General features: G+C 45.3%; 14 protein-coding genes and 2 pseudogenes. 12 read left to right on the top strand and 4 right to left on the bottom strand.

Translation table 11 applies throughout. From position 1 onward, the window contains the following. Positions 1–19 precede the first annotated feature (19 nt). Positions 20–928, top strand: coding sequence for a retropepsin-like aspartic protease (locus H6F66_RS29635; RefSeq protein WP_199295087.1), 909 nt, complete (start codon positions 20–22; stop codon positions 926–928). 63 nt (positions 929–991) lie between these two features. On the opposite strand, the gene trpD is transcribed toward H6F66_RS29635, so the two are convergent. Further along, a complete protein-coding gene (gene trpD, locus H6F66_RS27150; RefSeq protein WP_190428239.1) occupies positions 992–2,089 on the bottom strand; it encodes an anthranilate phosphoribosyltransferase in 1,098 nt (365 codons plus the stop codon). A gap of 305 nt (positions 2,090–2,394) precedes the next feature. On the opposite strand from trpD, the gene H6F66_RS27145 reads away from it, so the two are divergent. The 3 genes from H6F66_RS27145 (at position 2,395) to H6F66_RS27135 (ending at position 8,485) form a co-directional block, all read left to right on the top strand. Beyond that, positions 2,395–4,578 (top strand): ATP-binding protein, encoded by a 2,184-nt coding sequence (locus tag H6F66_RS27145; protein WP_190428236.1) that lies wholly within the window; start codon positions 2,395–2,397, stop codon positions 4,576–4,578. A 243-nt stretch (positions 4,579–4,821) separates the two neighbouring features. Continuing rightward, on the top strand, positions 4,822–7,944 hold the full coding sequence (locus H6F66_RS27140; protein WP_190428235.1) for a PAS domain S-box protein: 3,123 nt from the start codon (positions 4,822–4,824) through the stop codon (positions 7,942–7,944). Positions 7,945–8,041: 97 nt separating this feature from the next. Then, a complete protein-coding gene (locus H6F66_RS27135) occupies positions 8,042–8,485 on the top strand; it encodes a hypothetical protein (RefSeq protein ID WP_190428233.1) in 444 nt (147 codons plus the stop codon). A 346-nt stretch (positions 8,486–8,831) separates the two neighbouring features. On the opposite strand, the gene H6F66_RS27130 is transcribed toward H6F66_RS27135, so the two are convergent. Next, positions 8,832–9,662 (bottom strand): hypothetical protein, encoded by an 831-nt coding sequence (locus H6F66_RS27130; protein WP_190428230.1) that lies wholly within the window; start codon positions 9,660–9,662, stop codon positions 8,832–8,834. A gap of 496 nt (positions 9,663–10,158) precedes the next feature. Between H6F66_RS27130 and H6F66_RS27125 the strand changes: the two genes are divergently transcribed. Further along, positions 10,159–12,558 carry a PhoX family phosphatase gene (locus tag H6F66_RS27125; protein ID WP_190428228.1) on the top strand — a complete coding sequence of 800 codons (2,400 nt, stop codon included), beginning with the start codon at positions 10,159–10,161 and terminating at the stop codon, positions 12,556–12,558. Between the two features lie 166 nt (positions 12,559–12,724). Continuing rightward, a complete protein-coding gene (cysE, locus tag H6F66_RS27120; RefSeq protein WP_190428226.1) occupies positions 12,725–13,492 on the top strand; it encodes a serine O-acetyltransferase in 768 nt (255 codons plus the stop codon). Positions 13,493–13,548: 56 nt separating this feature from the next. On the opposite strand, the gene H6F66_RS27115 is transcribed toward cysE, so the two are convergent. Next, positions 13,549–14,127, bottom strand: a complete 579-nt coding sequence (locus H6F66_RS27115; protein ID WP_190428224.1) for an Npun_F5749 family FMN-dependent PPOX-type flavoprotein — start codon at positions 14,125–14,127, stop codon at positions 13,549–13,551. A gap of 169 nt (positions 14,128–14,296) precedes the next feature. On the opposite strand from H6F66_RS27115, the pseudogene nrdJ (H6F66_RS27110) reads away from it, so the two are divergent. The 4 genes and pseudogenes from nrdJ (H6F66_RS27110) to H6F66_RS27095 all read left to right on the top strand — a co-directional run. After that, positions 14,297–15,526 (top strand): annotated as a pseudogene (nrdJ, locus tag H6F66_RS27110) (ribonucleoside-triphosphate reductase, adenosylcobalamin-dependent); the annotation flags it as partial. Between the two features lie 243 nt (positions 15,527–15,769). Beyond that, a pseudogene (gene nrdJ, locus H6F66_RS27105) lies at positions 15,770–16,834 on the top strand (ribonucleoside-triphosphate reductase, adenosylcobalamin-dependent); the annotation flags it as partial. A gap of 368 nt (positions 16,835–17,202) precedes the next feature. Then, the gene (locus H6F66_RS27100) at positions 17,203–17,421 is read left to right on the top strand and encodes a hypothetical protein (RefSeq protein WP_190428220.1); all 219 of its coding nucleotides are present in this window, start codon (positions 17,203–17,205) and stop codon (positions 17,419–17,421) included. A 331-nt stretch (positions 17,422–17,752) separates the two neighbouring features. Then, positions 17,753–18,031, top strand: a complete 279-nt coding sequence (locus H6F66_RS27095; protein WP_190428218.1) for an RNA-binding protein — start codon at positions 17,753–17,755, stop codon at positions 18,029–18,031. 188 nt (positions 18,032–18,219) lie between these two features. On the opposite strand, the gene H6F66_RS27090 is transcribed toward H6F66_RS27095, so the two are convergent. Next, on the bottom strand, positions 18,220–19,299 hold the full coding sequence (locus H6F66_RS27090) for an ATP-dependent 6-phosphofructokinase (protein ID WP_190428216.1): 1,080 nt from the start codon (positions 19,297–19,299) through the stop codon (positions 18,220–18,222). A gap of 240 nt (positions 19,300–19,539) precedes the next feature. On the opposite strand from H6F66_RS27090, the gene fbp reads away from it, so the two are divergent. Then, positions 19,540–20,622 (top strand): class 1 fructose-bisphosphatase, encoded by a 1,083-nt coding sequence (gene fbp, locus H6F66_RS27085; protein WP_190428214.1) that lies wholly within the window; start codon positions 19,540–19,542, stop codon positions 20,620–20,622. A gap of 124 nt (positions 20,623–20,746) precedes the next feature. Beyond that, entirely contained in the window at positions 20,747–21,892 is a 1,146-nt protein-coding gene (tal, locus tag H6F66_RS27080) for a transaldolase (RefSeq protein ID WP_190428328.1), read from the top strand. The last annotated feature ends 26 nt before the right edge of the window (positions 21,893–21,918 follow it).

Here is a 21,918-nt window from a genome sequence, read left to right as displayed (position 1 = left end):
AGAATTAAATGCAGATATTGTGAAGTCTCCTCACGCCCGTGCAGCAATCATTTTGCTTTCAAGTACGCTGGCACTCGTAAGTTTTGGCTGTAGCCAAGACAATGCTGCCACTCCTCAGAGTCCATCAGCAACTCCCGTCTCGGCTTCTCCTCCTGCCAAGAAGCCTCCAACTGCTAGTGCAAAGCAGGTGTCCAAACCTGCCTCAACTAAATCTAAATCTCCGGCAAAGACACCATCTAAGCCGCAGTTATCGCCGCAAGCCGCCGCCGACGCTTATGTGCGGGCGATTGACTCTGCTGAAAGCGCCAGCAGCATCAGTCTGTCTGCTCAGTCAAAAGAGGATTGGCAATTAGTTATCAGCAGCTGGCAACAAGCGATCGCTTTTATGAAAACGATTCCGGCTTCTAGTCCTTATCATGCGATCGCTAAAACCAAAATCCCCCAATACCAGCGCAATCTTACCTATGCCCAGAACAAGGCAAATCCTCCCAAACCCAAACCTCAGCCTGTGGTAGTAGCGAAAGCGCCTATAGGAAGTTCCAAACCTCGGCTTCTGAGAAACGGTGTTTATCAAGCCCCAATCAAACGGCGAGAAGGTGGCACCCCCGTGATTGATGTCACCTTTGACGGGAACCGGACTTTTGAAATGATTGTGGATACTGGTGCTTCCGGCACCTTGATTACCCGACGCATGGCAGCTGCACTCAGAGTAGTACCTGTATCGAGTGCCAAGGCGCAGACTCCCAATGGTGTAGCAGAATTTCCTCTGGGTTATGTCAAGTCTATCGGAGTTGGCGGAGCAATCAAGAAGAATGTGCTGGTAGCGATCGCTTTACCAGATATGGAAGTTGGACTATTGGGGCATGACTTCTTTGAAGGTTATGACATCACAATTAAACGTAACGTGGTTGAGTTCCGTCCCAATTAACCAAAGTTGTGAGTTGTCCTTAAGAGTTGGAATGTTGAATTCCAACTCTTAACTGATCGCTGGCTAATCCTGAAGAAACTGAATTAATCGTTCCAACTTAGACCAAGCAGCACCGCTGTTTAAGATTTCCTTTGCCAGAGAAACGCCCTCTGCATGATTGCCCATCGCTACCATACCGCCAACTTGGAGTGCTAATGCCGCATTCAAAGCCACTACATCCTGTTGCGCTGACGTTCCTTTCCCTTGGAGTACATCTTGCAAAATCGCCACATTTTCTAAAACATCTCCACCCCGGATTAACGCCGTAGGTGCCATTGTTAAGCCTAGTTCTTGGGGATTCAGCGTCAACAACTCCACTTCACCCCCAGACAACACCGCCAAGTCTGTGACATCAGCAAGACCAGCTTCATCCAGTTTCTCGCGCCCGTGTAAGACAATACCCTGCTGAATTCCTAATTGCCCCAAAGCATGGGCAATGGTACTTACCAATTTTGGATCGAACACCCCAATCACTTGACCTGTGGGGCGTAACGGATTTACTAACGGCCCAAGTAAATTAAAGACTGTCCTGACTTTTAGCGTTCGCCGTAGCGGTGCTACTACCTTCAAGGCAGGGTGCCAACCGGGTGCAAATAGAAATGTGATGCCCACTTCCTGAAGAGCTGCCTGTACCTTCTGTGGCGTGGCGTTCAGGTTTACTCCCAGCGCTTCCAGCACATCAGCGGAACCGACTCGGCTAGAGGCAGAACGATTGCCATGTTTTGCCACCGGAACGCCCGCAGCCGCGGCAACAAAAGCAACTGCTGTAGAGATATTAAAGGTTGATGCCCCATCTCCACCAGTGCCACAAGTGTCAATTAGGTGATTGGAAGCTGGGGATTGGGGGCTGGGAAGGGCGAAGGATTGCGATTGCAAAACTTGAGCCATGCCACTCAACTCTTCAGCAGAGACACTCTTTGCTTGGAGAGCAGCTAAAATCGCTCCTGATAGCACTGGTGGAATTTCTTCCTTTAACCATCCCTGCATCAATTCTGCGGCTTGATCGCGCGAGAGCGATCGCCCGTCTAACAACTGTTGCAATAAGCTAGACCAGATGGCTGAATCCGTTTGAGTCGTAGCGCCAGCGGCATCGGTTGCCACAGATGAAGAGGAGTAAGTCATAGACAGGTCAGTAGTTGATGCGTTGCCTTCAGCGATATCAAGCTAAAAGTACCGCTAAAGCCTAGTAGCAGCTTACTGCAAAACTGTTTCTAATCCTACAGGCAGTCTAGTACCCCCAGGCAGGGTTGTTTTTTCCTTTCCCCAATTTTAATCCGTAAAATTACTTAACTTTATCCTGTGCTTTCGGGTGACTGAAGCTTTTTCTAGGTATTTTTTCGCTTTTAAATTATAAATTATACGTGGTATTTTTCATGTGTATATTATGAATCACTTGTTATTTTTGTATCATTAGAGCTAGTGAAAAAATGTCTTTTATAGTTAAGTTGCCAAATCGCTATCCAAATTTTTCACCAACTCAGTTTAACCGCCTAACCAGTCGCTTAGGTATTAGACAGAAAATCGTTTATGGGTATAGTTTAGCGATTAGCATTGCCATTCTGGGCGGAACTACTGGCATTATTTTCCAACAATACAATTATACGCGGGCGGCAGAACAAGTTGAGAAAGTGCGTGTCAGGATAAATTCTCTAAATAATTTACAAACAGCTATTTTACAGGCTCGCTCTCAACAACGAGAATTACTTCTTATATCAAATGATATCGAAGAATTAGAGCAAGAAAATCCGATTTTTATTCAAGAAGTTCTTAAACTTAAAGAATTAATAAAAGAAACTCAAATTTTTCTAAATAATTCTACTCCATACTTTAAAGACTTGGGCGAAGACAAGGAAGACCTGGCTCGACATTATGCCCAGCTAACATCTTTAATCAATAAATATGAAAACATACTCCAAATTTATGATCCAGAACTAAAGACAGTGCTGGAGGGAATTGAACCGTCTACTGTAAAGACAAAGAAGCTTCCATCAGCACAGCAAGCGCTCACCAAGTTTATTAATGGTAAAACTACTGTCCGCTTGAATTATCTCACAGACGAGCTGTCAAAACTAATTAATCTCTATCAAGAACGAGAAGCAAAAGCAGGAGATAGACTTTACGATGAAGCCGGGGATCTGGGTAGCCTTATTATTATTATTAGTTTGCTGGTATCAGCAGCGATCGCAGTTATTTTAGCAGTTTATACCAGTAAAGCGATCGCGCAACCCATTGAAGCTATCACCAAAGTTGCTCAACAAGTAACAGAGGAATCAAATTTTAACCTCCAAGCACCCGTGACGACTGAAGATGAAGTTGGGAAGTTGACAATTTCTCTCAACCAAATGATCCGGCGAGTTGCAACTTATACCCAAGACATAAAGCAAAAACAACACCAGCTTGATAATTTCTTCAATATTTCGTTTGATATGCTCTGTATAGCTGGTTTCGACGGTTATTTTAAGTTCGTCAACCCAGCTTTTGAAAAAACGCTTGGCTACACAATCGAAGAACTCCTTAGCAGCCAATTCATCGATTTCGTTCATCCTGAAGATAAAGCAGCAACTATCGCCGAATCAGAAAAACTTTCCACAGGTATAACAACGTCTTACCACTTCCAGAATCGCTATCGCTGCAAAGATGGTTCCTACAAATGGCTGGCGTGGACATCTGTGCAGTCTCCCCAAGAAAAGTTAATTTATGCGAGTGCGCGTGACATTACTCCTACTAAAGTTGCGGAGGAAGCATTGCGTGAACAAACAACTAAACTTTCTCAAACTCTGCAAGAACTGCAACAAACCCAATCTCAACTAATTCAAACTGAAAAAATGTCCAGTCTCGGCCAGATGGTAGCTGGGATTGCTCATGAAATCAATAACCCAATTAACTTTATTTACGGCAATCTTGAACATACCAGCGAATATCTTCAAGATTTGCTTAGATTAGTGCATATTTATCAGCAGCACCCATATTCATCTCCTGAAATTGAGGAGGTTAGTGAGGAAATTGACCTAGAATTTATTACTGAAGATGTACCTAAAATGTTGTCTTCTATGAAGGTAGGAGCTAAGCGAATTCAGCAGATGGTTTTATCTTTGCGAAACTTCTCGCGTCTAGATGAAGCCGAGGTTAAAGACGTTAACTTACACGAAGGTATTGATAGCACGTTGTTAATTTTGAGCAACAAATTAAAAAAAGAAGTTAAAGTGATTAAGCAATATGGTAATTTGCCTCTAATTGAGTGCTATCCAGCGCAAATTAATCAGGTATTTATGAATATTATTAGTAATGCTATTGATGCGCTATTAACTGATGAAAAAAAATCAAATAAGCAAATAATAATTAAAACCATAAAAACTTCTGACAACAAAATTCAAGTGCGAATTCGGGATAATGGTTCAGGAATCCCATCGCCTATTAAAGATAAAATATTTGACCCATTTTTTACTACTAAGCCAGTAGGTCAAGGTACAGGTTTAGGACTTTCGATTTGCTACCAAATCATTGAAAAGCATGGAGGAAAAATTTCTGTAAATTCCCAAATAGGTGAGGGAACGGAGTTTGCGATCGCTCTTCCACTGAAACAGACATCTTCTCAACCCGTCTCGGCTTAATTTTAAGCTGTCATACCTACCGGGTGTAAGTATAGTGAAGCATCTGGAGTAATTTGCCAAGCTGGGGCTTTATAGCCTTTTGTTGCATATGCTATAGCAATAGTGACATCCGTCCTACGATCGCGATCGCACCACCCCGTATTACTCGTAATTGTATACAGACTTTATACATGACCTATTATATCCAGAAATTAATGCTTAAAATGCCAGTATATTCAAATCAAACCCAACTTACTCCCAAAAATGACTAGCCAGGATCTAAAAGTACAGAACACTGAGCAACAGCTAATACAAACGCCTTTACGGGACGAAGAACTATTTCGGATCGTAGCAGATACCGCCCCCGTAATGATTTGGTTATCTGGCACTGACAAACTCTATTATTACTTCAATCAAATCTGGCTAGATTTTACCGGGAGAACAATAGAAAAAGAGATGGGTAATGGCTGGGCGGAAGGCGTTCATCCAGAAGATTTGCAGCATTGTTTAGATATTTATATTACAGCCTTTGATGCCCGTGAAAAATTCCAGATGGAATATCGCCTTTTGCGTGCTGATGGCGAGTACCGCTGGGTTTTGGATACAGGAACGCCTCGGTTTCTACCGGATGGCAGCTTTGGGGGTTACATTGGTTCCTGTGTTGATATTAGCGATCGCAAGCAAACTGAAGCTGAACGTTTGCAACTGTTAAATGCAGTTGAAGCAAGCTTAAACGAAATTTATATTGTTAATGCCAAAACTCTTCGCTTTCAGTATGTTAACGCGGGTGCTAGGCGCAACCTGGGCTATTCTCTGGAAAAGATGCAAACTCTTACACCCCTTGACATCAATCCAGAGCTAGATGAAGCTTTTTTTTGGAACTTGGTTGCACCTTTAGTACAACATGAGCAAGAAAAACTAGAGTTTCAAACAGTCCACCAGCGTGCTGATGGCAGTCTTTATCCAGTAGAAGTACACATACAACTGATTGTGCAAAATGGACAATCAGTATTTTTAGCTGTTATTCTCGATATTTCAGAGCGCCAACGGGCAGAAGAAGCTTTGAAACAGTCGAATGAAGTCTTAGAAAGTAGAGTAGAAGAACGTACAAATATCTTAAAAAATGCGATTAATCGTTTAAAAGCTGAGGTCGCTGAACGAAAACAGGCAGAGTTAGCATTGCGAGAATCTGAGGAGCGTTATCGTCGGATTATTGAAACAAGCTTAGAAGGCGTTTGGATTATTGACAGTGATAGCAAGACCAGCTTTGTCAATCCCAGAATGGCAGAAATGTTGGGCTACAGCGTCCAAGAAATGCACGGGAAGTCGCTGTTTGATTTTATGGATGATGAGGGAAAGGCGATCGCATCCGCCAATGTGGAACGTCGTCGCCAAGGCATTAAGGAAAATCATGATTTCAAATTCACTCGCAAAGATGGCTCTCCTATGTGGGCAATCGTTTCCACAAAACCCATCTTAGACTCACAAGGTGAGTATTTGGGTACTTTGGGGATGATTACAGACATCACAGAACGCAAAACCACTGAAGATGCACTGCGCTCAAGCGAACAACGATATCAAATATTAGCTAAATTGTCCCCAGTAGTCATATTTCGTGCAGATGCGCGAGGAAATTCTGTGTATGCTAACCGGCAGTGGCGTGAGATTACTGGGCTAACAAAAGAAGGAACACTGGGAGAAGGTTGGATAAAAGCCCTACATCCTGACGATCGCGATCGCGTATATTCCGAATGGCATCAAGCTGTAACGAATAATTTATCTTTTCAATCCGAGTTTCGGCTGATTCGAGCCGATGGGTTGGTAACTTGGGTTTTAGCTCAAGCAGCAGCTGAAATCGGGTCAGAGGGATTGAAAAGCTATGTCGGCACTATGACTAATATTAATCATAGCAAAGCTGCTGAGGAAGCACTACGACAATCGGAAGTACGGCTGAGAGAAAAAGCCAACCGGGAAAATTTGCTAAACCGTATCACTACCCAAATTCGCAACACTCTCAACCTGGATACAGTTTTGGAAACCACAGTGCAGGAAATCCGTAGCTTATTGCAGATTGAGCGCTGTCACTTCGCCTGGTATTACCAGGACAGAGAAGAACCTGGTTGGGAGGTGATTAAGGAAGATCGACATCCGGATCTTCCCGATTGCACAGGTTACTACCCGGCGGCGGTGGTGGGGCTAATCGCGGAAAAACTTTTGGATCTGGAAATAGTGCGGATGGATGATGTCTACAAAGAAAGCGATCGCGTTTGGCAGGAATTTATGCGCTCTCTTAACTATGCCTCGGTGTTGGTGCTGCCAATTCAAACTCTCTCAGGTACTATCGGCGTTATTAGTTGTAGTAATTCTACACCAAGAGCTTGGAGCGATGCCGAAGTAGAACTGCTTTGTGCGGTTACAGATAACCTTGCGATCGCTATTAACCAAGCCGAACTCTACGCCGCTACCCGCACCGCCGCCCGACAATTCCAAGAACAAGCAACCAAACTCGAACAAACTTTATACGAACTCCAGCAAACCCAAGCCCAACTCGTGCAAACCGAAAAAATGTCCAGCTTAGGGCAGCTAGTTGCTGGGATCGCCCACGAAATTAACAACCCCGTCAACTTCATCTACGGCAATCTGATTCACACTGATAATTACATCCAAGACCTGCTTAACCTACTACATCTCTATAACAAAAACTATCCTAATCCCACTGCGGAAATTCGAGACGAGATAGAAGCAATCGATGTAGATTTCCTCATCGAAGACCTACCCAAAATGCTGTCTTCAATGAAAGTCGGTGCTGAACGCATTCGTCAAATTATCTTATCTCTGCGTAATTTCTCACGACTCGATGAAGCAGAAATGAAGGCAGTTGATATTCACGAAGGTATTGATAGCACCCTACTAATTCTGCAAAATCGTCTGAAAGCTAAGACAGATCACCCCGGCATTCAACTAATCAAAGAATACGGCAACCTGCCGCAGGTAGAGTGCTACGCTGGACAGTTGAACCAAGTATTTATGAATCTGATTGCCAATGCGATTGATGCTTTGGAACTGGAGACTTGTGATTTGGCATTAGGCACTGGAAAAGATTCTTCCCAGTCCCCAATCCCCACAATTCGGATTTCTACCAAAGTGCAAAACAACAATCAAGTTGTGATTCGGATTGCAGACAACGGGCCTGGGATGACACAAGCAATGAAACAACAACTGTTTAATCCCTTCTTTACTACCAAACCAGTAGGCAAAGGCACTGGGCTTGGTTTGTCAATTAGTTATCAAATTATTGTCGAAAAACACGGAGGCGAATTGAACTGCATCAGTGCGCCTGGAAAGGGTACAGAATTTGCAATTAAAATTCCCATTCGGCAGATTTAAAGATTAGCAACAGTTTTATTTAGAATTAACCAAACTTTACTGAATTCTTAATCTTGAGAGTGTTAGTCTGTGTAAACCTTGATGATGAATAAAAGCAATGGTTATCCGCATCTGGCGAATTTTAGCTACATTTTCAATTTTAGGTAGTTTGGGCGCGATCGCTTCCCCAGCTTTATCTGAACCTACGAAAATCGATCTCTTCCTCAGCCCCAACTCCAATCAACCTTATGAAAAAGTTGTCGAAGAAGCAGAAACCGTAGCCACTATCTCTATCGACCAAGAATTATCACAAAGCCCGGAGACTACCCAAATTTATCTCCGAGTTTTCGGCGACGTTAAAGGACAAATCGTCCCACTTCTGTTTTCAAAAGTCTCTCGTTCAGATTGGCAGCAAGACCCTAGAATACATCGTTGGACTCGATATTTTATTACTTCTGGATTGCTGCTAGGTTTTGACAGCTCTTCTGTTTCACCCACAGACATTGCTCCTACACGAAGCAGAATCAGACTCGAAGACGATCCCGGCTTTCGAGATGATTAAGCTAACTTCTTTCTCGTTCCCAGGCTAGAACCTGGGAATGCGAACGATAAGGCTATAGCCTCATCTATTTTTTCCAATAATTGTAGTGACACCTCTATCATAAAATATTTAGTTAAGTATAAGTTGAGTAGGGCAGCAACGAACCAAAAATAATTATTTATATAGAATTTTCCTCTGCCTTAGAAACATTATCTTTATTAAAAAGCTACCTTGGTGAAATCCAACCTATATTTACTTTATCAGCCATCGCGATAATCAAAGCCTGTAACCGAAAAAAAAACGATAAAAAAGTAGGAGCGCAATTAATTGCACCCCTACAACAGGCAACAACAGTTAAAATCTAAATCTAAGAAACAAAATCTCTTTTTTTCTTACCCCGCTTCAACATCGAAACTGTTCCCACTCCAAAAAGTAGCATACCCAGCGTAGGTGTAGTCTCCGGAACAACTTGCGCCTTATCAATCAACAAAGCTGAAATACGTGTTGCCTCTCCTGCATCCACAACCCCAATTCCTAATGTATATTCCCCAGAAGTTGGAATCTTGTAAGAGAAAGTCTTAAATCCAGTCTCATTAGCAAGGCTAGTAGAAGAACTTTGAAATTCTGAAATTGTATCTGCCAAAGTGAAAAGTTGGGTGCCGGAGTCTGACTTTAGGGATACGAAAGCAAAATCATTGAAGTCAGGATAGGTAAGATCGTCAACAGCCGCTTCCCCAACAGACTCATTTGTGAGAAAATTCCAAGAGAAAGATAAAACCTGTCCAGAACCTGCTCTAAAAGTCTGTTTTATTGCCGAACCCTCAATAGGTTCTGCTGTAGCAATATCATATAAAGACTTATCTCCTAAAAATGTTGAGAAACCAAGGAATCCCTCTAAACTAGATTCTTCAGCAAAGCCAGAAATGAAGGCAACAGGCGCTGCATCCCCACCAAAAATTTCAATTGAGTTATTATCAAAACCAATCACTTCGCGGTAAGCAGTTGATAGAAAAGCTTGAGAATTTCCTTGTACTGTTCCACTGCCAAAAGCAGAATTTTCTATTCTGTAGTCGCCTAGGGTTTGCCAACTACCGAAGCCTTCTTCAAATCCGCCATTTAAAATTACAGCATTTGCTGCATCAGGCAAGGCTACACTTGCAAACAGTGCAAGCGTAGTAAAATAGGTAATGCCCCTCATTTGTTACTCCTTATTTGCTTAGGTTTAAACGCGATCGCTTTATCTGCTGCTAATTTCTAGCAGCTTGACTCAAATTAAGTCTAGTATATTTACTGACGTACTTAGATTAAAAGCATTAAACATTAAGTAAGCTTTAATAGAAGGTTAAGAACTTCTAAATTGATGTTTAACTCTGATTTTGAAAACTTCTTAAGAACTTTAATGTCTTGTTAGTCTTTTATTAACCAACTCATTAAAGACCCTTAATTTTACGTAAGTAGTATTTATGGTGTGCGTGTAAACACGCAAATGATTTTTACCCGTCGGGCGTGGAGGGAGCCGTTACCTGTGTTAAGGAAAGCGCACAGTAGGTATTATTCCTATCCCAGCTCAAACCACACCGATGTTGTTAGGTAATGGTGTGTTAACTAGCGGTTGACATAATTGCTGTGACTTGACTATAAGTTCCCAGCATTTTTTGTGCGCCAGTATTGCGATTCCTTAATGAGGGTTTTTCATGTCTAAGCTTAGTCGGAGGCAGCTACTTGTTTTCTTTGGAGCCAGTGCTGGTGCTGCGGTACTAGCTCCTGCTGTAGAAAACAGAATTTTTGGGCTTGATTCAGGCATCGCTGAAGCAATACAGCCTCTGAAATTTACGCCATTGCGTCTGCCACATCCTTTGCCAATTTACACAGAGCAGAACAGCTATTACGCAACAGCAATTGGTCAGGGAACAGTAATAAATAAATCAGCAGATCCTAGATTAGGAACTTACAACGTTCTTGATGACGTTGTAGTGCCGCCGGAATACGAACGTTATGTAATTGTACGCTGGGGCGATCGCGTCTTCCCTAACCAAGAAGAATACTTTGGTTACAACAACGACTACACCGGCTTTATTCCCCTCAATGGTAGGAACCCCAACGACGGCTACCTTTGGGTTAACCACGAATATGTCTCCTACCCATTTTCTTTTGCCGCCCCAGGCACATCAGAGGATTTAGCACAATTCCCCGAATCGTACCCTTTGGTTATTGGGCAAAATTTGCCGAGTGACAAAACGAATCTCGAACTGTTGGGCGAATTTTTGTACAACATGGGTGGCTCTATCGTTCGGATTGCCCGCGCAGACCGTGGTGGACGCTTTTCTGTTGTCCGTGATCCTAAAAATCGACGCATCCACCATCTCTCAGGTTTAGGGATTAACTCCCAGCGTTCCGATGCCTATAAAAATGTCACATCCTGGGGTTCAAAGAGCTACCAGCAAGGGGATCAAAATTACCTAATTGGCACTGGCCCAGCCGCAGCTGAAGTTTTCCCTCTGAGTTCAGATGGACTGGGTAACAAAATTATCGGCACTGGATACAACTGTTCTGGCGGCACCAGTCCTTGGGGAACCATTCTATCTGCTGAAGAGAACTTCCAAGCTAGTACCGCCTTCTTCGTTGGAGTAACAGAACCCGTAAACGCCAACGGTACACAGACGGGTTATATTGCAGGCACTACCGGGGCTACCTTTGGCTTGGTCGGGGAAAAATATGGATATATGGTCGAAATTGACCCAGCAGACCCCAATTTCCGCCCCCGCAAACACACCGCATTAGGTCGCTTCCGCCATGAAAATATTGCCATGCGGGTTGAGGCTGGAAAACAATTAGTTGGTTACATGGGTGATGACCGACGCGGAGCTCACACTTGGAAATTTGTCAGTTCCGGTAGAGTTAGCTCTCCCACTGATAAGAACAACAGTCGCTTATTTGAAGACGGCACTCTGTACGTTGCCCGTTACAACCCTAACGGTACGGGTGAATGGATTCCGCTGAGATTAAATACCGCCACCAATCCAATTCCTCCCTCAGTTCTTGCCTCAAGGGAAATTGCCGCATTGGGCAAAGCGACCCGCAATGGCCGTACCCCAATACGACGCTTCGGCCCCACTCAAGACCCTGCACAAGGTAGTGTTTTCCAGGGCGTTGACATAACCAATGAAGCCACGATTCTGCCCGCTTATCGAGGTAAGAAGCTATCAGATTTCTACACCAGCCAGGGTGCTGTGCTAGTGGATGCCTTTTTAGCGGCTAACTTGGTTGGCGGAACTCCGACGGCTCGTCCCGAAGACATAGAAGTTAATCCACGCAATCCCAGAGAAGTGTTCATCGCCTACACAGACGGCGCTCCGGGCAGCGATGGCTATCCTGACTCACGGATCTTTGTAGTTTCTAAGTACAGCGCTGACATTAACGCGCCACAGCCATCTGGGGAACTTATCAAGATTATTGAAGATAGCGCCGATAGCACGGGTACCACCTTCCGCTGGCAGCGATTTGCTAAAGGTGGGGAAGCGGGAGCCAACCCTGGAGATGGTTTCGCCAATGTGGATAACTTAGCGTTTGACAGCCAAGGTAACATCTGGGGTGTCACCGATATGTCTACTAGCGCCCACAATGGTTTTGATGTTGGTGCTGCCGCAACTCCCTTAAACATCGACCATAGGGTAGTGGGTGCTAGCTCGCCTAGTCAAATAGACTCTAATCTCAATGTTGAAACTTCTAACTTGATTGGGGTGTTTGGCAATAACTGGTTGTTCTTCATTCCCACTACTGGGCCTGATGCTGGCGCAGTCGTACCCTTTGCCTATGGCCCACCGCGTTGCGAACTGACTGGCCCAACGTTCATTGGGGATACGCTGATTCTGGCAGTGCAGCATCCTGGTGAAGAGGTGCCATTCACTCCCCAGCAAACTCTGAGTCGAGATATCGAGATTCTGGACTTGACTGGAACCAGCGTCTTTAATCAACGACGCACTGTGCCTCGTGGCAGTAATTGGCCCAGCAACATTGAGGGCAATCCTCAAGGGCCACCACGTCCCTCGGTGATTGGCATTCGCCGCAAACAGTCAAATGGCAGGTTTGTCTAAAAAGCAAAAGCCTGTTAAGTAGAAGGCAAAAGATAAAATTTTCCCTCGTTCTCTGGGTATATGCCTGGGAACGAGGGAAAATTTTAGGTTCGGTTTCCCCGATCGGGAAAATCACTGAGAACGATATGATAGATATGGTCTATTTTGCCAAAATTGGTAAACGCTTGTGCTATCTACGCTTATAGCTGACTTTCGCATCATCTTCGAGCGTGACCCCGCCGCCCGCAACTGGCTGGAGGTTCTGTTTTGCTATCCAGGTTTGCAGGCGCTGGTATTCCATCGCTTTGCTCATTGGCTATACGTCCTGGGAATTCCCTTCATCCCTCGATTGATTTCCCAACTAGCTCGCTTTCTTACTGGCATTGAAATTCACCCCGGTGCTGTAATTGGACGGAGTGTTTTTATTGACCACGGGATGGGTGTGGTGATTGGTGAAACTGCAATTGTGGGAGATTATGCTCTCATTTATCAGGGTGCTACTCTGGGCGGTACTGGCAAGGAGGGCGGCAAGCGTCACCCCACGTTAGGAGAAAATGTCGTGGTGGGTGCTGGTGCTAAAGTTCTGGGTAATATCCAAATCGGCAACAGTGTCCGCATCGGAGCTGGCTCGGTTGTTTTGCGCGATGTGCCTTCCGATTGTACTGTGGTCGGCGTTCCGGGTAGGATTGTGTATCGCTCAGGTGTCCGGGTGAATCCACTGGAACATGGAAGTTTGCCCGATTCTGAAGCCGCGGTGATTCGCGCTTTGGTAGACCGCCTAGAGTCGCTGGAACAACAGTTGCAAGAGCTACAAAATCAACAACCTGCTCATGCGTCCACTCCTGCTCAATTGGTGGCGGCAAATAATTTATCGAATGTTCCAGCAGCCGTGGCTCCCAGTTGTCGCCTTAAGGATGGGGTGATTCAGCAATTCTTGGATGGTGCTGGTATCTAATATTAATAAGGCAAATGTTAGAAGGCAAAAAAATTGTTTTTTTGCCTTCTAATGCTTTATGGATTCACAGCTTGAGTAGTCCAGGTTTGCGAATCTAGGCTGTATAGCCACCGATTTTGCGGTTCGCCTCGCAATTCTAAATGATCTACCTGCACGGGTTCGAGGAGTAGTAGACAAAAATTCGCTAGTGGTTGGGCTGAATCGGGTGGTGGTGGCGAAAAGGCGACGGCATCAGCTCTAGTTTCGCGAGGCGCTGGCCAGGCAAATTGCACGCGAGCGGCATCTGAGAGGTCTTTCCAGGTGGTTTGACGTGCTTGTTGTAGGGCTGGGTTGGGATGCTCTTGTTGTACCAGGGTTAGCCTACCTGCGAGGCGAAATTGTTCGCGGGTGTTGGTGAAGTACCAGCAAGCTTCTCCCCAAGGCTGATGATCAATTTGCTCTGGTTTCTGGCTGCGGGAATCTATGACAAATTTCAGTTGGTTGGTGTCTGGTAGGAATCCCCGAAATACGACGGTACGGTTGGCTGGCCGTCCATCAGCCCGAACGGTTGCTAACTGCAAGTAGCGGCAATGAGGCTGGCTGTCATTGCGATGCAAGGCACCGGCTAAGGGCGATCGCCACGGAGCAAGGGACATTAAAGTAATTTTGAATTGGGAATTGGAAAAAATTCTTACCTAGTTGCTAGTCCTGACTGCAACCTACATATAGCGCATTTTATGTATTTTGGCAAGTTTTGACCCCATATGAGCGATCGCGTATAGTCTTGATCTATCGATCAGTCCCAAAGATAATCTGACTTGAATTATGGTTCGAGAGCTTGAGCGAGTACGCCAAAATAGCAAATTTCCTGAAACTGCACCAGCAGGCTTACCTGTATTTTTTAGAACGTATAGCCGCCGCACAGAAGCTGGGCGCGAGACGTGGGAAGAAGTATGCGCCAGAAGCGTCCGTGGTTTAACCAAATTAGGTAAGCTTACCCCAGAAGAGACAGCCCTACTAGAACGGATGCAGCTCCACCTCAAAGCATTGCCTTCCGGTCGCTGGTTGTGGGTAGGCGGTAGTGAATGGATCGAGCAACAACAAAACTTTTCCGGCGCTTACAACTGCACCAGTACAAATGTACTGGATTGGCGTGCCTTCGGCTTAATGATGGATCTGGCGATGATGGGCTGTGGCACAGGTGCCGTCCTCGAACCAAAATACATTAATCAACTGCCACCCATCCGCAATCGTCTGATTGTAACTATACAAGGGGATGTAGGTAGCACCCAGCCACACCTTCGGCGCGAACAGACAGAAGTTCAGGTGGAAGGTAATAAGGTACTTATTTATGTGGGAGATAGTCGCCAAGGTTGGGTCAAATCTTATCAAACGTTGTTGGAATTATCCACGGATGAACAGTTTTCACAAGAAGTCAACATATCAATTGACTTGAGTGATGTTCGTGCTGCCGGAGAAGCCCTTAAAGGCTTTGGAGGCGTTGCTAATCCTGTTAAGTTACCTGGGCTTTATGAACGCTGTGCGGCAATTTTGAATAAAGCTGTAGGACGGCAATTAAACTCAGTTGAATGCTGTTTGTTAATTGATGAAGCCGCAGTAGTCGTAGTAGCTGGCAACGTGAGAAGGTCAGCTGGCATGAGGCAAGGCATTAGCGATGATGAATTGTTTGCCAGTGCTAAAGGCAATCTTTGGCAGCAGGATGAAAATGGTAACTGGCGGATCGATCCAGATCGAGATGCTTTAAGAATGGCAAATCATACGCGAGTTTTTCACCACAAACCAACTCTTGAAGAGTGTGTAGAAGCTGTTAGAAAACAGTATTACTCCGGTGAAGGCGCGATTCAATGGGCTGGAGAAGCTATAGCTAGAGCTAACTGCGATTTACTATTTTCACCTGAACTAAAAACTGATTTTCTGAAAGCTTATGACCAAGGAAAAGCTCAAGATTGGTTACTAGAACACTACCCCAACATAGATCCTTTGGAGATAGAGCATAGATTAGCTCGTGTTGGGTTGAATCCTTGCGGTAGCCTAGATTTTGCCGCCTAGCCTGGGGACAGGTTAGATAGTCAGAGGGTGAATTGCTGGAAGCCTAAACACAAAAAATGTGCAAGGTAATCAGCAGCCAAGCTCCAGATGTAAGGCAGGATGCCCCAGAGTTGGAGAAGGTTCAGAGACTAGACCTGCGGGAAACCAATAATGGTCAGACAGCGCCCTCCACCTAGATCAGGTGAAGATATAGTCCGATACCACTAGAAATAGTGGATAACAAAATAGGAAATCATTGGCTCTAATTTCCACTGTAATCTTTCGGAGATTCATCTCAATCAAATTGGCCCACATAACTACAAAGAACAAGAGGAAGCTTTCACAGCAGCAGCATTATCAGTAGCCTCACTGTTAAATCACGAATTTGTCGAAGAACGTTACCGAAAGTCACGCGAACTCGATCCGATTGTCGGCGTATCTTTTACAGGATTGTTCGACTTTTTTGTGATAGCTTTTGGCGTGGATTGGTTGCGGTGGTGGGAAGCTGGACGACCCGAAACCGTTGAAGGATTGGAGTTGAAGCGACAAGAACAAGAATATTTGACTCGTTGGCGAGAAATTGTGCATCGAACCGTGTGGGATTATTGCGATCGCCATTCCCTAAAACGCCCGAACCGTTGCACCACAGTTCAGCCTTCTGGCACGAAATCTTTACTAACAGGCGCTTCCCCTGGTTGGCATCCCCCGAAGGCGCAACGTTTCCTGCGGCGCATCACATTTAGAAAGAATGACCCTGTAGCCTTAGCGTGTATCGACTACGGTTACAATGTCGTTCCGTCTCAGTCTGACAAAGATGAAAATGGCAATCTCCTGAACGATCCCTTCGATCCCCGATGCACGGAATGGCTGGTGGAAATTCCCGTCGCCGTACCTTGGGCTGATTTGCCTGGTGCTGATCAAATCGAGATCGGCAAATTTAGCGCGATCGCGCAAATGGATTTCTATATGCAAGTCCAAAAATTCTTTGTGCGACACAACACCTCAGCCACCATTGAGCTGCGCGAACATGAGATAGAAGCTTTAGGTAGTAGCATTTACGAAGCTATTCAAAATGATGAAGGCTACATCTCAGCCGCACTTTTGGCACGTTTCGATGCTCACCAAACCTTCCCGCGCTTGCCATTTGAGCCAATCACAAAACAGCAGTACGATCAGTTCAAGCAAGAAGTGGAACTGCGACGGCAGAATGAAAATTTTCATGCTGCCTTAAGTCGCTACGATGCTGGCTACTCAATGGAAGCTGGCCCTGCTGGGTGTGATTCCGATAAGTGTCTTTTCTCGGAGCAAAAGTAGGTATAGGGGAGGCAAAAAGAGTCAGATTGTCAATACGGATTGGTTAAGCTTCCATCCCCCACCTGCGGTGATCCCGTGTTTTAGGGGTGAAGCGGGTAACTTTTTAGAAGATGTCTGAAAAGTCATAATCGATAGCCTTAGACGGTCTTAGTCCCCCTTGAAAAGGGGGACTAAGACTTAATTCTCCTCCCTTTTCTCTGGCATTGTCATACCCCTATGTAGCGCGAATGAATGTAAGTTATTTAACCGACATTCCTCACCGACAAGTTATTGGTTCCTGCTCTTGCCAAGCCAAGCCTCCATTCAAACACGCTAGGATCGATCTAGAAAAATCAATTGTTTAACCCACAACCCCAGGAGACTCTTAAATGTTTCTCGATGAACTGACACCAGTATTTAAAGAATTCACCAAACACCCAGCAGCTTTCTTAGGCGGGTTTGTCTCTGGCATCCTCCGACTCAACCTGAATGACGATCCAGTTAAAAGCTGGCTCGACGGAGAAGCTGGGGTTACCTCCTATACATCCTCTAGCACAAACAGTGATAACGGCAGAAGCAGTGGACCTCAGTCAATTTCTATTGACTAACTCTCAGTAGTGCTGAGTCCCGAATAAGTAGTGTTATTTGGACTCAGCACTATTAGAATTCTTGTTAAATGTCATAGAAAATCAACATTAAAAAAGCTGCAACTGTGTAGGCTAGATGACCTTACACAATAAAATTAGTAGGCTATGATAGGACGAAATATAAAAGTTCAGCCCTATCAATGGTTGGGTTTACGACTCGTGTAGCCGCACTTGTAGGCTTGGGTCATAAAATTTCATCATTGGTAAATAATGCTTGACCTTGATTTATAGTTCGCGTCTGACCATGTAAAGGTTCTGAACTTGAGTTCCTCTTTCAGCCTTATCCATCGACATGACCATTTACATCGGAAACCTGTCTTACCAAGCTACGGAAGAAGATTTAAAAGCAGTCTTTGCAGACTACGGTGCTGTCAAGCGAGTTTTGTTGCCGACAGACCGAGAAACAGGACGTATGCGAGGGTTTGCTTTCGTTGAAATGACAGATGATGCCCAGGAAGAAGCCGCCATTGCCGAATTGGATGGCGCTGAGTGGATGGGACGTCAGCTAAGAGTTAACAAAGCACGGCCGAGGGAGGACGATCGCAGCGGCGCGAAGCGAGCCAGATTTTAATTAGTCATTAACGCTTCGGTGGAACTTTACAGATTAGAACCCTTTTAAAAGGGAGCTAAATTTGTACAGAGCAAGTATGCGATCGCCTAACCCCCCTTATAAAGGGGGGCTAAGAAAAAGGTGCAAAAAGTTGCCTTTATTAGTCATTGGTCATTAACACGGAAAACAAAAGACTAATGACATAAATTTCAGTCTCCAAGGCAAATTCCTAAGCCTCTGGCAGTTTTGACCAGAGTATCATTGGGATCTACTGCCCTGTATTGTCCAATTGCTTCAGCAATTGGTACGCTGACAACTTCGCGGTTTTGCCAGGTGACAACTTGATCGTACTTGCCATCGGCAATCAAATCGACTGCCGCTACGCCAAAGGCTGTCCCCAGTAATCGATCCAGCGACGAGGGGATACCGCCGCGCTGAACGTGTCCTAATACTGTGACGCGAGTTTCGGCACCGCTAGAGATAGAAATTTGCTCTGCCAGGTACTGACCAATTCCGCCTAATCGACATTCCCCAAATCGATCCATATTTTTAACTGGATTACCTTCGAGTGTGCAGACGGCTTCTGAGACAATGACGATGGAGAAGTTTTTTCCTTTCGACTGGCGATCGCGTATTTTGTCACAGACCTTTTCCAGGCTATAAGGGATTTCTGGGATCAAAATAATATCAGCACCGCCAGCAATCCCAGCATTCAGGGCGATATGACCAGCATCGCGCCCCATTACTTCCAAAATCATTACCCTGCTGTGACTGGCGGCGGTAAAATGCAGCCTGTCGAGTGCTTCTGTCGCAATATTAACTGCGGTATCAAATCCGATGGAGCGTTCGGTGCAGCCAACATCATTATCAATGGTTTTGGGAATGCCTACTAAGTTGATCCCACCTTGGTTTGCCAATCGCCGGAGAAGGGCTAAACTGCCATCCCCGCCAATTCCAATTAAGGCTGATAAACCTAGTTGATGGTAGCCAGAAATAATTTCCTCAGAGCGATCGCGCAAACTTCCATCTTCCAAGGGAAACGCAAAAGGATCGCCTTTATTTGTCGTCCCCAGAACCGTTCCGCCCATCGTCAGTAAACGGTCTACCTGGTCAATGTCTAGAGTGATAACTTCCGGCGGACTGCTCATCAACCCTAGGGTAGACCGACAGATCCCCAGCACCTCCCAGTCATAGGTGCCAACTGCACGGTGGACTACTGCCCGAATTACAGCATTTAGTCCAGCACAGTCTCCACCACTGGTAAGGATTCCAATGCGTTTTTGTCCCATCTTGTTCTGATAATTGCGATCAAGAGGCGATATTAAACTGATTTTGCTTACAGAGTTGTCTTTTCGACAAAAAAGTTGTCTAAAGATTGATTTCTTTAGTTGATCTGAAGTTAAACACCAACCTGATAAATGGCTCCCTAAGATAGAAGGTAAGGCGACCGGGCCTTGATACTGTTGGGGCAGTACCTGAAATTAACTGCCTTTGTTAATAAAGCGTTATCGATAGGGAGGAGGAAACACATGTCCAACGTGGATCAGCCTTTCATTCCGGAACAAGCCCTGGATCGCGACTGCATGACGTTATCTCGTCACGTTTTGCAGCAACTGCACAGCTTCGGTGCAGAAGCACAGGATCTCAGTGCCATTATGAATCGCATTGCCCTGGCGGCAAAGCTGATTGCGCGGCGGCTCACGCGAGCTGGTTTAGTCGCAGGAGCCTTGGGATTTACGGGGGAGATGAACGTCCAGGGAGAATCCGTCAAAAAGATGGATGTCTATGCCAATGACGTATTTATCTCGGTATTTAAGCAAAGCGGTTTAGTTTGCCGCTTGGCTTCCGAGGAAATGGAAAACCTATACTATATCCCCGAAAACTGTCCCATTGGTCGTTATACCCTGCTTTATGACCCGATTGATGGATCGTCCAATGTTGATATTAATATCAACGTTGGTTCTATCTTCGCAATTCGCCAACAAGAGGGTCTGGACGAAGATGGCACGGCTAGCGATTTGCTGCAAAATAATGGACGCAACCAAATCGCCGCAGGTTATGTGCTATACGGCCCCAGCACAATGCTGGTGTATTCTATCGGCACGGGAGTTCACGCTTTCACACTAGATCCCAGTTTAGGCGAGTTTATCCTGTCGAGTGAAAATATCCGCTTGCCAGACCACGGATCGATTTACAGCGTCAATGAGGGTAATTTCTGGCAGTGGGAGGAACCACTGCGAGACTACATCCGCTACGTCCATCGTCATGAAGGTTACACCGCCCGTTATGGTGGGGCGTTAGTGGGGGATATTCACCGGATTCTATTCCAAGGGGGTGTTTTCCTCTATCCTGGGACGGTGAAAAAACCGGAAGGCAAATTGCGCCTGCTGTATGAATCTGCTCCTTTAGCGTATTTGATAGAGCAAGCGGGTGGTCGAGCAAGTACGGGAACCCAGGAGATTTTGGATGTAGTGCCAGAAGCACTACACGCGCGATCGCCTTTGATTATTGGTAGCAAAGATGATGTCGCCTTGGTGGAGTCTTTCATTCAGGATCGGGCCAGGGCTGTTGAGGAAAGAGCTGCTAGAGAGCGATCGCGCATACCTCAGTGAAGTATTTCCTTTTTGAGAAATCCCTTTTTCACAGCAGGCTTCAAACCTGCTCAGAGAGAACATTATTTCTCTAAAACTACAACGACAATTACTAGGAGTCAAAAAAATGACAGAGATGACAGAGATGCCAAACAATCATCTACTAGAAATTAAAGAGTACGGTCAGAGTATCTGGATGGATAATCTGACTCGCGACTTGATTGAGAGTGGCGAACTCAAAGATATGGTGGAAAATAAGGGGATCTGCGGGATCACCTCTAATCCAGCGATATTTGAAAAAGCGATCGCAGGTAACGCAATCTACGATGCCGATATTGAAGCTGGAATTCGCGAAGGATTGCCAGTTGAGAAAATTTACGAAACTCTGGTTTTTGAAGATATCCGCAATGCTTGCGATATTCTCCGACCTGTGTATGAAGCATCTGATGGACTGGATGGTTACGTTAGCATTGAAGTACCGCCAACTATCGCCCACGATACCCAAGCGACGATTGAGGAAGCCCGACGCTATTATCAAGAAATTGGTAAAGATAACGTCATGATCAAGATTCCTGGGACAACGGCGGGTTTGCCAGCAGTTGAGCAAGTAATATCTGAGGGAATCAACGTCAACGTAACTTTGCTATTCTCAACTCAAAGCTACGAAGAGACAGCTTGGGCTTATATTCGCGGCTTAGAAAAGCGGGCAGCTGAAGGCAAAGACATCAGCAAAATATCCTCAGTGGCGAGTTTCTTCCTCAGCCGTATCGATATCAACATTGATGCACGGATTGACGCCAAGCTCAAAGCTGGAGTGGATAGAATAGAGAAAAAGGCAGAACTCCTAGCCATCAAAGGGAAAATAGCGATCGCTAACGCCAAAATCGCCTACCAGAAGTACAAAGAAATTATCGCAAGCGATCGCTGGAAAGCTCTATCAGAAAAAGGTGCAAATGTCCAGCGGTTATTGTGGGCTTCCACCAGCACCAAAGACCCCAGCTACAGCGACGTGATGTATGTTGATGAACTGGTTGGGCCAGACACGGTAAACACCTTACCACCGAACACCATCGAAGCCTGTGCCGACCACTGCGATGTTGCTTCTCGCATTGAAACAGGAGTAGAAGAAGCCTATAACCTCATAGAAAGTCTCAAAGATCCCGACATCGACATTAATCTAGACGAAGTGATGGATGAATTGCTTGTCGAAGGAATTGAGAAGTTTGTGAAGCCTTTTGAATCTCTAACAGCATCATTGGAAGAGAAGATAAAACATCTGCAACCTGTGTAACTGGGTAATAGATAATAGGTAATTGG

Origin of the sequence: Trichocoleus sp. FACHB-6, from assembly GCF_014695815.1 — a bacterium.
Classification (GTDB): domain Bacteria; phylum Cyanobacteriota; class Cyanobacteriia; order Cyanobacteriales; family FACHB-T130; genus Funiculus; species Funiculus sociatus.
Note: the sequence above shows the minus strand (reverse complement) of the source record. Positions and strands in the feature narration are given on the sequence as shown.

Bases quoted from the DNA above. Each gene is read 5' to 3' on its own strand.
- tal (WP_190428328.1), top strand. From the start codon at position 20,747: ATGCCAAACAATCATCTACTAGAAATTAAAGAGTACGGTCAGAGTATC.
- H6F66_RS27135 (WP_190428233.1), top strand. From the start codon at position 8,042: ATGGTTATCCGCATCTGGCGAATTTTAGCTACATTTTCAATTTTAGGT.
- fbp (WP_190428214.1), top strand. From the start codon at position 19,540: ATGTCCAACGTGGATCAGCCTTTCATTCCGGAACAAGCCCTGGATCGC.
- trpD (WP_190428239.1), bottom strand. From the start codon at position 2,089: ATGACTTACTCCTCTTCATCTGTGGCAACCGATGCCGCTGGCGCTACG.
- H6F66_RS27125 (WP_190428228.1), top strand. From the start codon at position 10,159: ATGTCTAAGCTTAGTCGGAGGCAGCTACTTGTTTTCTTTGGAGCCAGT.
- H6F66_RS27115 (WP_190428224.1), bottom strand. From the start codon at position 14,127: ATGTCCCTTGCTCCGTGGCGATCGCCCTTAGCCGGTGCCTTGCATCGC.
- H6F66_RS27130 (WP_190428230.1), bottom strand. From the start codon at position 9,662: ATGAGGGGCATTACCTATTTTACTACGCTTGCACTGTTTGCAAGTGTA.
- H6F66_RS27095 (WP_190428218.1), top strand. From the start codon at position 17,753: ATGACCATTTACATCGGAAACCTGTCTTACCAAGCTACGGAAGAAGAT.
- H6F66_RS27090 (WP_190428216.1), bottom strand. From the start codon at position 19,299: ATGGGACAAAAACGCATTGGAATCCTTACCAGTGGTGGAGACTGTGCT.
- H6F66_RS27100 (WP_190428220.1), top strand. From the start codon at position 17,203: ATGTTTCTCGATGAACTGACACCAGTATTTAAAGAATTCACCAAACAC.
- H6F66_RS27140 (WP_190428235.1), top strand. From the start codon at position 4,822: ATGACTAGCCAGGATCTAAAAGTACAGAACACTGAGCAACAGCTAATA.
- H6F66_RS27145 (WP_190428236.1), top strand. From the start codon at position 2,395: ATGTCTTTTATAGTTAAGTTGCCAAATCGCTATCCAAATTTTTCACCA.